Here is a 14578-nt window from a genome sequence, read left to right on the forward strand (position 1 = left end):
GACCCAACCCCACCCCCCAGCCCCCTTCTTGCATGCCGAGATGACCAGATTTCGGCCTCGAAAATGGTCGTCTGGGCATGCAAGAAGGGCACAGGGGACAGACGGGTCAGGCGGTCAGGTAGTCAGGTGAGGAAGCCGAGTTCGTTGGGGACGGTGTCCAGCACCCGGTGCGGGTCTGCGTCGAGCACCCGGTGCAGCAACTCGCCGTAGACGGCGCGGAAGTCGACGTCGGCCTTCATGTTGCCGTCGTCGAGATTCTTCAGACTCGGCTGGTCACCGTAGAACCCGCCGCGCACCGGTGTGCCGGCGACGAACATCGGCCCGGCAGTGCCGTGGTCGGTGCCGTCGGAGGCGTTGGCGGCCACCCGGCGGCCGAACTCGGAGTACGCAGCCAGGACGACCTTCTTGCCGTTCGGATCCTTCGCCATGTCGGTGAGGAAGCCGGACACGCCCTCGTCGAGCACGGACAGCAGCTGCTGCTGGGTGGCCTTCTCGTTCGCGTGGGTGTCGAAGCCGCCGAGGCTGACCAGGTAGACGCGCGTGGGCACCTTCGCCTTGATGCATCGGCCGACGAAGTCGAGCTGCTGCGCGAGCGCGTTCGACGACTGCCCGCTGTGGCCGCCGGCCCGCGCTCCGGTCCCGGGCTTGGTCGCGGTCGGCGAGAGCACCGGGGCGAACGTCTTCGAGACCGTCCGTTCGTTGCGGTAGGACGTGCGCACGACGCCGTCCGATGCCGTCTCACCGGTTTCGGCGGTGCCGAGTCCGGTCACCGCGGACGCCAGTTGCGGGCGCAGTTCGCCGCGACCGCCGGCGTCGAGTGCTGCCGCGGTGCATCGCGTGCCGACAGCCGCGGGTGGCAGCACCGAGCCGATGTTCAGCGCCCGCACCGGGTCGTCGCCGCTCGCGTCCAGCCACCGGCCGATCCACCCGGACGGGACCGGGCGCGACGGCGACGCCGTCTGCCAGATGTCCATCGACCGGAAGTGGCTGAAGTCCGGGCTGGGGTAGCCGACGCCGCGCACGATCGCGAGCTGGTTGTTCTTCCACAGCGACGCCATGCCCTTGAGCGCCGGGTTGAGGCCGAGCCCGTCCGACAACTTGAGGACCTCGGAGTCGGTGTACGCGATGTCCGGGCGCGCGTCGTGGTACGCAGGATCGGCGTACGGGATCACGGTGTTCAGCCCGTCGTTGCCGCCGTACAGCGTGACAAGTACCAATACGTTCGCGTCGCTCGGCAGCGGGTTCTTCGCCGCCTCGCCGAACAGCTGGCCGCTCGTGACGGAGGCGATGCCGCCAGCGGCCAGCGCACCCGCGCCGGCCACGCCGGATGCGAGCAGGAAGCGGCGTCGCGTGACGGTGTCCATCGATGGTCCCTTCAGTGGACGAGGTATTCGGGGGTGTTCAGCGCGATCGGGACCAGCTGGCGAGGGTCGCTGACCGCGCCCTTCAGCACCGCGAGGGTGCGGCCGGACCAGGTGTCGACGCCGAGCAGGTGCGCGAGCGCCTCGAGCTTGGCCGTGGTCGACCCGGGCAGCGTCGGCAGCTGCGCACGCTGGGCGAGCAGGGTCGCCGCCTTGAACCGCAGGTCGGCGGAGGCAGTCGACATCCACACCAGGCCGGTCGGCCAGCCGCCGACGCTCGGCGGATAGAAGGGCAGCTGGCCCAACGAGTCCAGTGAGCTCGCGAGCTGCTTGTGCTCGGCCGCGCTCGACACGTCGACGTGCAGCACCCGCATGGCACCGATCAGCCACTCGACCGGGCCGATGATGAACGATCCCTCGGCCGCGGCAAAGCTGCGGTCGGTGAACATGGCGGTCAGCAGCGCGTGCAGGTCGCGCTTCGGTCCGTAGGCCGCGAGCAGCCGCCCCTGGGTGGCCGCGTCCGGCGGGGTGTTGGAGACGAACATTCCCCACAGGCGGCCGACAATGTAGGCCGGCGATCCGGGCCGTGCGAGAACGAGGTCGCCGTAGTCCGCGACGCCGAGGTCGCCGGTGCGGCCGAACAGCGTCTTCGTGCTGTTGTCGTGCAGCCGCGCGCGCACCGACACCGAACCGTCCTGCGGGTCGATGTGCAGGCCGGTCAGTGCCTTCGAGCCGGCGCGCACGTCGTTCTCGGTGTAGCCGTCGGCGTGCCCGAGCGTGAAGATCTCCATAAATTCGCGCGCCAGGTTCTCGTTCGGTCCTTTGACGGTGTTCTTCTCGCCGTCCAGCCAACGCACGGTCGCAGCGTCGGTGAGCATGGCCTTGGCCAGCGTGTCGAAGCTGCCGCGGCCGAGGCGCCGCTGCCGCTGATTCTGCGCGAGCATCCACGACGGCGTCTTCACCTTCTGCAGCGAAGTCGCGAAGTGCGAGTGCCAGACGAACGTCAGCTTCTCGCCGAACGGCTCCTCGACGGCCAGCATGCGGTCGAGCCACCACGCCGTCAGGGTCTGGTCCTGGCCGCGCACGGCGTGTTGGCGCTGCTTCTTCGCGTCGCGGCTCGCGTCCTTGCCCAGCTGCGCGACGGCGGGGAAGGACGGCGGCGCAGTCTTCTTCGCGCCGGCGTCGTCGTCCGGGTCGGCGGCGAGCACGCGCGCGACGTATTTCGCCGCGCCCTCCTTGACGGCGGCGTCGACGTCGTCGCCGGTCGCGCCGAAACCGGTGCGCCGGACGAGCCGCGCCGCTGCTGCCCATTCGCTTGCCATGGCTAGATCGAACGCCGGCAATGTTCGAAGCAGGTCAGGGCGGCGTCTGGACTTCGCCGCTGCCCGAGCCTGGGCCCCGGTAACCTGACGGCGTGCCGTTTCGGGTTGGTGTGGTCACGTTTCCGGGCAGCCTCGACGACCGCGACGCCGCGCGGGCGATCCGGATCGCCGGCGGCGAGCCGGTGCCGCTGTGGCACGCCGACCCGCACCTGCACGACGTCGGGGCCATCGTGTTGCCCGGCGGCTTCTCCTACGGCGACTATCTGCGCTGCGGCGCCATCGCGCGGTACTCGCCGGTCATGGAGTCGGTGATCGGCGCCGCCCACGACGGCATGCCGGTGCTCGGCATCTGCAACGGCTTCCAGGTGCTGTGCGAGGCGCACCTGCTGCCCGGGGCGCTGATCCGCAACGACCGCCGCAGGTTCGTCTGCGTCGACCAGCATCTGATGGTCGAGAACAACCGCACCGCGTGGACGTCGGACTACCGCGAACACCAGAAGGTCGTCATTCCGCTGAAGAACGGTGAGGGCGGCTACGTCGCCGACCAACGAACGCTCGACGAACTCGAGGCGGAGGGCCGCGTCGTCGTCCGCTACGACGGCAACCCCAACGGCAGTTACCGCGACATCGCCGGCATCACCAACGAGGCGGGCAACGTCGTCGGGCTGATGCCGCACCCGGAGCACGCGGTCGAGGCGCTGACCGGTCCGGGCGTCGGCGGTCTCGGCTTCTTCCGCTCGCTGATCGGAGTGGACGCGTGACCGTCACCCATCAGCTGGACACCGTCGAGCGTGCGGCGCAGACGCCGGAACAGCCGCAGCCGTACCAGGAACTCGGCATGGCCGAGGATGAATACCGCCGCGTGCACGAGATCCTGGAGCGGCGGCCGACCAGCAGCGAGCTCGCCGTCTACAGCGTCATGTGGAGCGAGCACTGCTCGTACAAGTCCTCGCGGGTGCACCTGAAGCAGTTCGCCGACAAGGCGCCGAAGACCGACGCGCTGCTCGTCGGCATGGGCGAGAACGCCGGTGTCGTCGACGTCGGTGACGGCTGGGCGGTGACCTTCAAGATCGAGTCGCACAACCACCCGAGCTACGTCGAGCCCTACCAGGGCGCGGCGACCGGCGTCGGCGGCATCGTCCGCGACATCCTCACCATGGGCGCACGGCCGATCGCGGTGCTCGACAGCCTGCGTTTCGGCCCGCTCGAGGCGCCGGACACGGGCCGGACGTTGCCGGGCATCGTCGCGGGCGTCGGCGGTTACGGCAACTGCCTCGGCCTGCCCAACATCGGCGGCGAGGTCGCCTTCGACAGCACCTATCTCGGCAACCCGCTCGTCAACGCGCTGTGCGTGGGCGTCATGCGCGCCGACGGCATCAAGCTCGCCAAGGCCGAGGGCCCGGGCAGCCACGTCGTGCTGTTCGGCGCGCGCACCGGCGGCGACGGCATCGGCGGTGCGTCGGTGCTCGCCAGCGCGACCTTCGACGACGAGCACCAGGCGAAGCGGCCGAGCGTGCAGGTCGGCGACCCGTTCGCCGAGAAGGTGCTCATCGAGTGCTGCCTGGAGATCTTCGCCGCCGACCTCGTCACCGGCATCCAGGACCTCGGCGCCGCGGGACTGTCGTGTGCGACCACCGAGCTCGCCGCGGCCGGCACCGGCGGCATGGACGTCGAACTCGACCGCGTGCCGCTGCGTGATCCGACGCTCGCGCCCGAAGAGATCCTGATGAGCGAGTCGCAGGAACGCATGATGGCCGTCGTCGCCCCGGACAAGCTCGAGGACTTCCTGGCCGTCACCGCGAAGTGGGACGTGCTTGCGACGGTGATCGGCACCGTCACCGATTCGGGCCGGCTGCGCATGACGTGGCACGGCGAGCAGATCGTCGACCTGCCGCCGCGCACCGCCGCGCACGAGGGCCCCGTGTACCGCAGGCCGATCGAGCGTCCGCTCGACCAGGACGCCGTCGTGCAGGTCGACGGCGCGGGACTGCCGCGGCCGCGCACCGGCGATGCGCTGTGCGACACGCTGCTGCGGCTGCTGGCCGCGCCGGACCTTGCGGACAAGTCGTGGGTCACCGAGCAGTACGACCGCTACGTCATGGGCAACACCGTGCTGGCCCAGCCCGAGGACGCCGGCATGATCCGTCTCGACGAGTCGACCAATCGCGGCATCGCCGTCGCCACGGACGGCAACGGCCGGTACACGCGCCTCGACCCGTACGCGGGTGCGCAGCTCGCGCTGGCCGAGGCGTACCGCAACGTCGCCGTCACCGGCGCCACGCCGCTCGCCGTCACCAACTGCCTGAACTTCGGCTCGCCCGAGGATTCGGGTGTCATGTGGCAGTTCGCCGAGGCGGTGCGCGGCCTGGCCGACGGCTGCCGCACGCTCGGCACCCCGGTGACCGGCGGCAACGTCAGCTTCTACAACCAGACCGGGACGTCGCCGATCCTGCCGACGCCTGTCATCGGCGTGCTGGGCGTGATCGACGACGTCACCCGACGCGTCGGCCAGGGTTTCCGCACGGACGGCGCGCAGATCTACCTGCTCGGCGACACCCGCGACGAGTTCGGCGGCTCGGAGTGGGCGCACCACATCCACGGGTTCCTCGGCGGCCTGCCGCCGCGCGTCGACTTCGCGCGCGAGCAGGCACTCGCCCAGGTGATGCGCGACGCCGCCGCGGAGGGTCTGCTCGATTCCGCGCACGATCTCGCCGACGGCGGTCTTGCGATCGCCCTGGCCGAATCCTGTCTGCGCCACGCGTGCGGCGTGCGCATCGAGCTGCCCGACGACGCGGACCCGTTCGTCACGCTGTTCAGCGAGTCCGCGGGCCGCGCGATCGTCAGCGTCGCGCGCTCGGCGCAGGAGAAGTTCACGCAGCTGTGCCGCGACCGCGGGCTGCCCGCGCAACGGATCGGCGTCACCGACCTGCTGGGGTCCGAACTCGACGTCGTCGGCCGGTTCACCGTGCCGCTGCGCCGGCTGCGCGCGGCGTGGTCCGCGCCGCTGCCCCGTCGCTTCGCGCGGTGAGCTCGCGCGACGCCGCGACCGTGTCGCTGCGCGACGTCGACGCCTACCTCGCGCAGACCGGCACGCTCGTGCAGTGGCTCGACGACGTCCCGGCCGGCGACTTCGCCCGGCCGAGTGTGCTGGACGGTTGGGACGTGCGCACGCTGGTGGGTCATCTCGCGCTGATCCACGTCGGCCTGGCCCGCGTGCTGCCGAGCCGCAGCGCCGAGCGCGCCGTCGACGCCGCTGCGTACGTGCGCCGGTACCGCCGCGATGTGGACGCGATCGAGGCGAGCACGCGCGAGCTGACCGACGACCGCGCCCCCGCCCAACTGGTCGATCTGCTGCGCGACACCGAAGCCGTGCGCACCGCGGCCGCCGACGTCAGCGACCGCAGTGTGCTCGCCGGCCCGCGCGGGCCCGTCTCGGCCCAGGACTGGATCGTGACGCGGCTCGTCGACGTCGTCGTGCACTGCGACGACCTCTCGCGTTCGCTGCCCGAGCGTGACCCGGTGCCGCTGCAGCGCGCCGCGCTCGGCACCACCGTCCGCGCGCTCGCGCAGATGCTGGCGACGAGCTCGCCCGGTCGGTCGGTGGAGATCCGGGTGCCGCCGTACGTTGCGGTGCAGGCCATCGAAGGCCCGCGGCACACCCGCGGCACCCCGCCCAACGTCGTGGAGACCGACGCCGTCACGTGGCTGCGGTTGGCCACCGGGCGAACCGACTTCGCCGCAGCCGTAGCCGGCGGCACAGTGCGGGCCAGCGGCAACCGCGCCGACCTGACGCCCTACCTCCCCCTGCTCAGCTGACCGCGTCCCCGACGTCCCAGACCGTCCCCCTTCCCCGGTGATCAACAGGAGCTCATGCGCACCAGGGCGACCAAAATTTGCTGTTGATCACCGGGATGTTGTCCGTGGCAGAGGTGGTTGTGCGCCACACCTGCGGGGTGGTCGGCAACCGCCGCGCGTCCCCGTAGACTCCAGGCCGTGGCGAGAGGCGACGGCAAACTCACCCACGACATCGACCCCGACGACAAGAGCCCGCAGGACGCGTGCGGCGTCTTCGGTGTCTGGGCGCCGGGCGAGCTGGTCGCCAAGCTGACCTACTTCGGCATCTACGCCCTGCAGCACCGCGGGCAGGAAGCTGCCGGCATCGCGGTCAGCGACGGCTCGAGCCTCGTCGTCTACAAGGACCTCGGGCTCGTCAGCCAGATCTTCGACGAGGCGACGCTGAACAGCCTGCAGGGGCACATCGCCGTCGGGCACACGCGCTACTCCACGACCGGCTCGGTCACCTGGGAGAACGCGCAGCCGAGCTTTCGCACCACGCCCGCCGGCACCGGCCTCGCGCTCGGCCACAACGGCAACCTGGTCAACACCGTCGAACTCGCCGCCGCGGCACGCGAGGCCGGCATCGGCACCGGCATGGGTGCCACCACGGACTCCGAGCTGCTGACGGCGATGCTCGCCGCGCACCCGGATCTGTCCGTCGAGCAGGCCGCCATGCAGGTGCTGCCCACACTGCGCGGTGCGTTCTCGCTGGTGTTCATGGACGAGCACACGCTCTACGCCGCCCGCGACCCGCAGGGCGTGCGTCCGCTCGTCCTCGGCCGGCTCGAGCGCGGCTGGGTGATCACGTCGGAGACCGCTGCGCTGGACATCGTCGGGGCCAGCGTCGTCCGCGAGATCGAGCCCGGTGAACTCGTCGCCATCGACGAGGACGGCCTGCGCTCGCAGCACTTCGCCGCGGCCGAGCCGAAGGGCTGTGTCTTCGAGTACGTCTACCTCGCGCGGCCGGACACCACGATTGCCGGGCGCAGCGTGCACTCCACCCGCGTCGCCGTCGGCCGCCGGCTGGCCAAGGAGCACCCGGTCGAGGCGGACCTCGTCATCCCGGTGCCGGAGTCGGGCACCCCGGCGGCGATCGGCTACGCCGAGGAGTCGGGCATCCCCTACGGCCTCGGGCTCGTGAAGAACTCCTACGTCGGACGCACCTTCATCCAGCCGTCGCAGACGATCCGCCAGCTCGGTATCCGGCTCAAGCTCAACCCGCTGCGTGACGTCATCCGCGGCAAGCGCCTGGTGGTCGTCGACGACTCGATCGTCCGCGGCAACACCCAGCGCGCGCTGGTGCGGATGCTGCGCGAAGCGGGCGCCGTCGAGGTGCACGTGCGCATCTCCAGCCCGCCGGTCAAGTGGCCGTGCTTCTACGGCATCGACTTCGCCTCGCGCGCCGAGCTGATCGCGAGTGGGCTGGAGACCGAGGGCATCCGGCACTCGATCGGCGCGGACTCGCTCGGCTACGTTTCGCTCAAGGGTCTGATCGCCGCGACCGAGCAGCCGAGCTCGCGGCTGTGCAGCGCCTGCTTCACCGGCGACTACCCGATCGCACTGCCCGACGTCGTCGGCAAGCATGTGCTCGAGGGCATCGAGAAGTCCGTGCACCTGAGCCACGGCACCCGCGGCAGCGGCGGTCGCGAGCCGGAACAGGCCGCATCGCTGGCCGCCGAAGACGCGCTCACCCGGCCGTGAACCTGCCGGACGCGGTCGGCGCGCGCACCGAGCCGACCGACGCCCGCCAGCCGACGGCGCGTGCGCTCGGCGCGTCGGTCGAGACCAGCCGAGCCGTACTCCTCGTCGGCACGGTCCTCGCCCTCGGCCTCACGATGTTCTGGGACCTCGGCGGATACGAGGCGCAGACGCGGCGGTCGGACGCGGTTTCCGGTTGGAGCGCGACCGGCGGCGGGGTGGCGCTCTGGGTGCTCGCGATCCTGTCCGCGGGCTGGCTGGTGCTCGCGTTCGCACCGCAGTCGCGCACCGCCGAGGTGCGGCGATGACCACGGACGACCAGCCGCGCGACGCTTACGCTCGCGCCGGCGTGGACATCGCCGCGGGTGACCGCGCGGTCGAGTTGATGAAGTCGTCCGTCGCGCGCACTGAGCGGCCCGAGACGATCGGCGGCCTGGGCGGCTTCGCCGGACTGTTCCGCCTCGACCTCGCCAAGTACCCGCAACCGGTGCTGGCCAGCTCCACCGACGGCGTCGGCACCAAGCTCGCCGTCGCACAGGCACTCGACCGGCACGACACCATTGGCATCGACCTCGTCGCGATGGTCGTCGACGACCTCGTCGTCGCCGGTGCCGAGCCGCTGGTCCTGACCGACTACATCGCGACGGGCAAGGTCGACGCGCGCAAGATCGCCACGATCGTCGGCGGGGTCGCCGACGGATGCGTGCAGGCCGGCTGCGCCCTGGTCGGCGGCGAGACCGCGGAGCACCCGGGCGTGATGGGTGTCGACGAATACGACATCTCCGGCACCGGCGTCGGTGTGGTGAACGCCGACGCCATCCTCGGCCCGGAGCGAGTGCGCGCCGGCGACGTGCTGATCGCCATGGCCTCGAGCGGCCTGCATTCCAACGGCTACTCGCTCGTGCGGCAGGTGTTGCTCGAGCAGGGTGGCCTCGACCTGCGTGCCCCCGTGCCGGGGATCGAGGCGCCGACGCTGGGCGATGAGCTGCTGACGCCGACGCGGATCTACGCGCTGGACTGCTTAGCGCTCGCGGCCGAGTGCGGCGCGCACGCCTTCGCGCACATCACCGGCGGCGGGCTGGCCGGCAATCTGGTCCGGGTGCTGCCCGACGGCGTCGCGGCGGTCGTCGACCGCTCGACGTGGACGCCGCAGCCGATCTTCGATCTGGTCCGCACGACCGGCTCGTTGCCGCGCGACGACCTGGAGCGGGCGCTCAACCTCGGCGTCGGCATGGTCGCCGTTGTCGCTCCCGAGCGGGCGGACGACGCGGTGGCGCTACTCATCGATCGCGGTGTGCCGGCCTGGCGACTCGGCGAGACCTCGGCGGCGCAGGCGGCAGCGTCGGTGCGGCTCGTCGGCGACTACGCCGACACCAGGTGGTGACCCACACAGCGACGGTTCCGTGCACGGATTGACCGGATCACAGACAGTGACCGCGGCGGCCCCGGTGACGGTGGGTGCTCAGCGCCCGGTGCCGGTCCAGTCGTCGTAGTCGTCGCTGTCGGCATCGCTGTCGCGCTCGACCGGACGTCCACCGTTGTGCGAGTCGGATACCCCGAGTTCACGCTGTAATGCGTCGAAATCGGTCATCTGACTGCTGTACTTCAGTTCCCGGGCCACTTTTTGCTGCTTGGCCTTGGCACGGCCGCGCCCCATGGCTCGACCCCCTCGCTCGCGCGCTCATCCGGGCCGGCCGCTGGTGCAGGGATCAGCGGGCTGCGCCGGGGATGTTGTCATGTCGTAATCGCAGCTTACTCCGCGCATCGACGGTGCCGCGCAGCGCTCCATCGGATGCGCAGCGTGTCCGAATCGGCGTTGCATACCCCGACCAAACCAGGCGCAAAGGCCCCAAAACGGACAGCTGTGTGACGCAGATTGGACACATGTCAACTTTAAGCTAGGCAACGAACTTAACGTTATGCATACTTAGCCACGTTCGCGCGGAACAGGACTCCACGTGACAGAACCCCCGAAAGGCGGCACTGCAATGACGACGGTTCGCCATCGTCCGGAAACCGAGTCCCTGCTGACTCCGTCCGAGGTTGCGACGCTGTTCCGCGTCGACCCGAAGACCGTCACGCGTTGGGCCAAGGCCGGGAAGCTGACCTCGATCCGGACCCTCGGCGGCCACCGCCGGTACCGCGAGACTGAGGTTCGTTCCCTGCTCGACGGACACAACGCGAGCGCCTGACGCTCGCACTCGCGGCCCGGCCGACCCCGTCCTCTGCTGGGACGGGGCGACCGGCCCGTGCAGCGCACCGTTGCGTGCGCCGGTGGCCGGTGTGACCCGCGCCACCTAGGCTTCGGCCCATGCCCGACCCCGATACGCCGGCTGTCGCAGCCCTGTCCTATTCGTCCGGGACCAGCGGCGCACCGCTGCTCGGCGAGACCATTGACGCCAACCTGCGGCGTTCGGTGGCGCGCTTCGGTGACCGCGAGGCGCTCGTCGACCTCGCCTCGGGCCGGCGCTACACCTATCGCCAACTCGACGCCGCAGTCGAGGAGTTGGCTCGCGGATTGCTGGCCCGTGATGTCGGCCGGGGTGATCGCGTCGGCATTTGGGCGCCCAACTGCGCCCAGTGGGTCCTGACCCAGTTCGCCACCGCCCGCGTCGGCGCAATCTGCGTGACCATCAATCCCGCCTATCGCACGCACGAGCTGGAGTTCGTGCTGCGGCAGGCGTCGGTGTCCCTGCTCGTCAGCGCCACCGCGTTGAAGACCAGCGACTACCGCGACATGGTCGAGCAGGTGCGCCCGTCCCTGGACGGGCTACGCGACGTCGTCTACCTCGCCGACCCGACCTGGGACGCGCTGCTGGCCGACGGCCTGCAGGTGGACCCGACCGATGTGCGCGCCCGATCCGCGGCGCTGGCCTTCGACGACCCGATCAACATCCAGTACACGTCGGGGACGACCGGTTTCCCCAAGGGCGCCACGCTCAGCCATCACAACATCCTCAACAACGGCTACTTCGTCGGTGAGGGGATGGGCTACACCGAGCAGGACCGGATCTGCGTGCCGGTGCCCTTCTATCACTGCTTCGGCATGGTGATGGGCAATCTGGCCGCGACCTCGCACGGCGCCTGCATCGTCATCCCCGCGCCCGGCTTCGACCCCGCCGCCACCCTGCGGGCCGTGCAGGACGAGCGCTGCACGTCGCTCTACGGCGTACCGACGATGTTCATCGCCGAGCTCGCCCTGCCCGACTTCGCCGCCTACGACCTCACCTCGCTGCGCACCGGCTGCATGGCCGGCTCGCCGTGCCCGGCGCAGGTCATGAAGCGGGTCATCACCGAGATGAACATGGCCGAGGTGACCATCGCCTACGGGATGACCGAGACGTCGCCGGTGTCGACGCAGACCCGCAAGGACGACTCTCTCGAGCGTCGCACCGAGACCGTCGGGCGCGTGCATCCGCACGTCGAAGTCATGGTCGTCGACCCGGACACGGACCTGCCCGTGCCACGCAACGAGCCGGGTGAGCTGTGCACCCGTGCGTACTCGGTGATGATCGGGTACTGGGACGAGCCGGCGAAGACCGCCGAGGTGCTGCGCAACGGGTGGATGCACACCGGCGATCTCGCGACGATGGACGACGACGGGTACCTGCGCATCGTCGGGCGGATCAAGGACATGGTCATCCGCGGCGGCGAGAACATCTACCCGCGCGAGATCGAGGAGTTCCTCTACACGCACCCGGACGTTGTGGACGCGCAGGTGATCGGCGTGCCCGACGACAGGTACGGCGAGGAATTGATGGCCTGGCTGCGGCTGCGCGACGGCGTATCGACGTTGTCCGCCGACGAGGTGCGCGAGTTCTGCCGCGGCAAGCTCGCCCACTACAAGATCCCGCGCTACGTGCACGTCGTGGGCGAGTTCCCGATGACCGTCACCGGCAAGGTCCGCAAGGTCCAGATGCGCGAGGAGGCGGAGCAGCTGCTGGCCAGGTCCTGAGCTCGGCGGAAAACGGATTGGCCATTTGCCGCGCTGAGGTGAATGCTTGACCCGTGCAACTAGTTGCATGAGTCAAACAAGGGAGCCACCCTATGAGTGCCATCGCTGTCGCAGCGCCGGAGGACGACCGCGTCCCGGTCGCCGGCGTCGCCGACCGGCTCAGTCGGCTGATGCGCCTGTTCAATCGCGCCCGCGCGCAGCTGTTGGCCGCGGCCGAGCGCGACGTCGAGTGGTCCGCGCACCTGCTGCTGCGTCACCTGCAGAACGAGGGGCCGATGCGCGCCGGCACGATCGCCGAGACGCTGCACTCCGACCCGTCGACGGTGAGCCGCCAGGTCGCGGCGCTCGTCAAGGACGGGCTGCTGGAGCGACGCGCGGATCCGGAGGACGGCCGCGCGAGCCTGCTCGTGCTCACCGCCCGGGCGCAGGAGGTGCTCGACGAGCACAACCGTCACCGTCTGGATTACTTCGAGCGCATCCTCGCCGACTGGACCGAGGACGAGATCCGCGACTTCGGCGGCATGCTCGAGCGCTTCACGACCGCCTACGAGGCGGCAATGACCGACTGGACACCACCGCGGCTCGCCGATCGCGCCGCAACCCCGAGGAGCACCACCCGATGACCGCGACCGAAGCCACACCGACCACCGCCGACACCGGCGAGAACAACGGCGGGCTGTCCCACCGGCAGATCATGACGATCCTGTCCGGCCTGCTGCTGGGCATGTTCCTCGCGGCGCTGGACCAGACGATCGTCTCGACGTCGATCCGCACCATCGGCGACGACCTCAACGGTTTGTCGGCGCAGGCGTGGGTCACCACCGCATTCCTTATCGCGTCGACGATCTCCACGCCGCTGTTCGGCAAGCTGAGCGACATCTACGGCCGCAAGCCGTTCTTCATGCTCGCGATCACGATCTTCATCGCCGGTTCGGCGCTGTGCGGGTTGTCCCAGTCGATGTACGAGCTCGCCGGGTTCCGCGCGTTCCAGGGCATCGGCGCCGGCGGCATCATGCCGCTCGCGCTGGCGATCATCGGCGACATCATCCCGCCGCGGCAGCGGGCGAAGTACCAGGGCTACTTCATGGCCGTCTTCGCGACGTCGTCGGTGCTCGGCCCGGTCATCGGCGGCTTCCTGGCCGGCCAGAGCAGCATCCTCGGGGTCCACGGTTGGCGGTGGATCTTCTACATCAACGTGCCGATCGGCATCTTCGCGCTGTTCGTCGTCGCGAAGGTGCTCCAGGTCGAACACAACCGCCGCGAGCACCGCATCGACTGGGCCGGCGCCGCCGCCCTGGCCGTCACGCTCGTGCCGCTGCTCATCGTCGCCGAGCAGGGCCGCACCTGGGGCTTCCTGTCGGTCAGCGCGTTCATCTGCTACCTGATCGGCGTCGTCGGCTTCGTGTCGTTCCTGCTCGTCGAGCGCGCCATGGGTGACGAGGCATTGCTGCCGCTGCGGATGTTCCGCAACTCCGTCTTCGCCGTCGGCTCCGGGCAGTCGCTGCTGATCGGCATGGGCATGTTCGGCGGCATCGCGTCCATCCCGCTGTACCTGCAGATCGTCAAGGGCGCTTCGCCGACCAAGGCCGGCCTGCTGATCCTGCCGCTCGTCGCGGCGTTGATGGTCGCGGGCATCCTGTCCGGCCAGTTCACGGCACGGACCGGACGCTACAAGCCGCTGCCGATCGCGGGATCGATCCTGCTCGTCATCGGCCTGTTCCTGATGACCGGCATCGCAGCGGACACCCCGCTGTGGCAGGCGGACCTGTACATGGTCGTGTTCGGCTTCGGTATCGGGCTGAATATGCAGAGCATCGTGCTGGCGATGCAGAACGCGGTCGAGCCGCGTGACATGGGTGTCGCGACGTCGTCCACCACATTCTTCCGGCAGGTCGGCGGTTCGCTGGGCACCGCGATCTTCTTGTCGATCCTGTTCTCCCAGGCCGGCACCAACATCGGGCACCAGTACGCGCAGGCCCGCGCCAACGGTTCCTTCACCGCCGCGGCCAAGGCCCACCCGGCCGACGCCGCGTCGCTGAAGGCGCACCTCAGCGGGTCGGGCGGTCTGAACGACACGGCGTTCCTGCAGAAGATCGATCACGCGCTGGCGCACCCGTTCCTCGTCGGCTTCTCCGACGCGATGGACCGCGTGTTCCTCGTCGGCGCGATCGTGCTGGTGCTCGCCGTCGTGCTGTCGTTCATGCTCAAGGAGATCCCGCTGCGCAACATGTCCGGGCAGCAGGCCCGGGCGGCCGCCGACGCTGCGCGGTCCGCCCACGACGGCAGCCAGGTGCCGGGTCAGGTGGCGCCGACGGCAGCGACGGCACCCGAGCCCGCAGGCGGTTCGGACCAGGCGTCCGTCTCTCGGGTGCCCTAGGCTGCGCTGGCATCCGCCCGTACGGGCG

At 70.1% G+C, this 14578-nt stretch carries 13 protein-coding genes; 10 read left to right on the plus strand and 3 right to left on the minus strand.

Features of this window, described 5'->3' with window-relative positions; translation table 11 throughout:
• Positions 1–122: 122 nt before the first annotated feature.
• Both ACFFCN_RS07760 and ACFFCN_RS07765 read right to left on the minus strand, forming a co-directional pair.
• Positions 123–1364 carry a DUF1501 domain-containing protein gene (locus ACFFCN_RS07760; protein ID WP_375490574.1) on the minus strand — a complete coding sequence of 414 codons (1242 nt, stop codon included), beginning with the start codon at positions 1362–1364 and terminating at the stop codon, positions 123–125.
• Positions 1365–1375: 11 nt separating this feature from the next.
• Entirely contained in the window at positions 1376–2683 is a 1308-nt protein-coding gene (locus ACFFCN_RS07765; RefSeq protein ID WP_375490575.1) for a DUF1800 family protein, read from the minus strand.
• 92 nt (positions 2684–2775) lie between these two features.
• Here ACFFCN_RS07765 and purQ point away from each other — a divergent pair, with 92 nt between their 5' ends.
• From purQ to purM, 6 genes are all read left to right on the plus strand, one after another.
• Positions 2776–3444: a phosphoribosylformylglycinamidine synthase subunit PurQ gene (gene purQ, locus ACFFCN_RS07770; protein WP_375490576.1), complete on the plus strand. Its 669-nt coding sequence runs from the start codon at positions 2776–2778 to the stop codon at positions 3442–3444.
• The gene (gene purL / locus ACFFCN_RS07775; protein WP_375490577.1) at positions 3441–5711 is read left to right on the plus strand and encodes a phosphoribosylformylglycinamidine synthase subunit PurL; all 2271 of its coding nucleotides are present in this window, start codon (positions 3441–3443) and stop codon (positions 5709–5711) included. Before purQ ends, purL begins: the two co-directional genes overlap by 4 nt.
• Positions 5708–6499: a sterol carrier family protein gene (locus tag ACFFCN_RS07780; RefSeq protein ID WP_375490578.1), complete on the plus strand. Its 792-nt coding sequence runs from the start codon at positions 5708–5710 to the stop codon at positions 6497–6499. Before purL ends, ACFFCN_RS07780 begins: the two co-directional genes overlap by 4 nt.
• Before the next feature lie 177 nt (positions 6500–6676).
• A complete protein-coding gene (gene purF, locus ACFFCN_RS07785; RefSeq protein ID WP_375490579.1) occupies positions 6677–8221 on the plus strand; it encodes an amidophosphoribosyltransferase in 1545 nt (514 codons plus the stop codon).
• Positions 8218–8526 (plus strand): hypothetical protein, encoded by a 309-nt coding sequence (locus ACFFCN_RS07790; RefSeq protein WP_375490580.1) that lies wholly within the window; start codon positions 8218–8220, stop codon positions 8524–8526. Before purF ends, ACFFCN_RS07790 begins: the two co-directional genes overlap by 4 nt.
• Entirely contained in the window at positions 8523–9602 is a 1080-nt protein-coding gene (gene purM, locus ACFFCN_RS07795; protein ID WP_375490581.1) for a phosphoribosylformylglycinamidine cyclo-ligase, read from the plus strand. The genes ACFFCN_RS07790 and purM overlap by 4 nt, the downstream gene beginning before the upstream one ends.
• Before the next feature lie 78 nt (positions 9603–9680).
• Here the strand turns inward: purM and ACFFCN_RS07800 are convergent, their stop codons facing one another.
• Positions 9681–9875, minus strand: coding sequence for a DUF3073 domain-containing protein (locus ACFFCN_RS07800; protein WP_375490582.1), 195 nt, complete (start codon positions 9873–9875; stop codon positions 9681–9683).
• Positions 9876–10206: 331 nt separating this feature from the next.
• Here ACFFCN_RS07800 and ACFFCN_RS07805 point away from each other — a divergent pair, with 331 nt between their 5' ends.
• The 4 genes from ACFFCN_RS07805 to ACFFCN_RS07820 all read left to right on the plus strand — a co-directional run bounded on the left by ACFFCN_RS07805 (position 10207) and on the right by ACFFCN_RS07820 (position 14550).
• Entirely contained in the window at positions 10207–10410 is a 204-nt protein-coding gene (locus ACFFCN_RS07805; protein WP_375490583.1) for a BldC family transcriptional regulator, read from the plus strand.
• 119 nt (positions 10411–10529) lie between these two features.
• On the plus strand, positions 10530–12173 hold the full coding sequence (locus ACFFCN_RS07810; RefSeq protein ID WP_375490584.1) for an AMP-binding protein: 1644 nt from the start codon (positions 10530–10532) through the stop codon (positions 12171–12173).
• A gap of 92 nt (positions 12174–12265) precedes the next feature.
• Positions 12266–12796, plus strand: a complete 531-nt coding sequence (locus tag ACFFCN_RS07815; protein ID WP_375490585.1) for a MarR family winged helix-turn-helix transcriptional regulator — start codon at positions 12266–12268, stop codon at positions 12794–12796.
• Positions 12793–14550 (plus strand): DHA2 family efflux MFS transporter permease subunit, encoded by a 1758-nt coding sequence (locus ACFFCN_RS07820; protein WP_375490586.1) that lies wholly within the window; start codon positions 12793–12795, stop codon positions 14548–14550. The genes ACFFCN_RS07815 and ACFFCN_RS07820 overlap by 4 nt, the downstream gene beginning before the upstream one ends.
• Positions 14551–14578: the final 28 nt, after the last annotated feature.

The sequence above is a fragment of the uncultured Jatrophihabitans sp. genome, from assembly GCF_964246335.1.
Lineage (GTDB): Bacteria > Actinomycetota > Actinomycetes > Mycobacteriales > Jatrophihabitantaceae > Jatrophihabitans.

What these genes read in the sequence shown, in the direction of transcription:
- ACFFCN_RS07765 (WP_375490575.1), bottom strand. Translation starts at nt 2,683, where the DNA reads ATGGCAAGCGAATGGGCAGCAGCGGCGCGGCTCGTCCGGCGCACCGGT.
- ACFFCN_RS07815 (WP_375490585.1), top strand. Translation starts at nt 12,266, where the DNA reads ATGAGTGCCATCGCTGTCGCAGCGCCGGAGGACGACCGCGTCCCGGTC.
- ACFFCN_RS07810 (WP_375490584.1), top strand. Translation starts at nt 10,530, where the DNA reads ATGCCCGACCCCGATACGCCGGCTGTCGCAGCCCTGTCCTATTCGTCC.
- ACFFCN_RS07760 (WP_375490574.1), bottom strand. Translation starts at nt 1,364, where the DNA reads ATGGACACCGTCACGCGACGCCGCTTCCTGCTCGCATCCGGCGTGGCC.
- purM (WP_375490581.1), top strand. Translation starts at nt 8,523, where the DNA reads ATGACCACGGACGACCAGCCGCGCGACGCTTACGCTCGCGCCGGCGTG.
- ACFFCN_RS07820 (WP_375490586.1), top strand. Translation starts at nt 12,793, where the DNA reads ATGACCGCGACCGAAGCCACACCGACCACCGCCGACACCGGCGAGAAC.
- ACFFCN_RS07800 (WP_375490582.1), bottom strand. Translation starts at nt 9,875, where the DNA reads ATGGGGCGCGGCCGTGCCAAGGCCAAGCAGCAAAAAGTGGCCCGGGAA.
- ACFFCN_RS07805 (WP_375490583.1), top strand. Translation starts at nt 10,207, where the DNA reads ATGACGACGGTTCGCCATCGTCCGGAAACCGAGTCCCTGCTGACTCCG.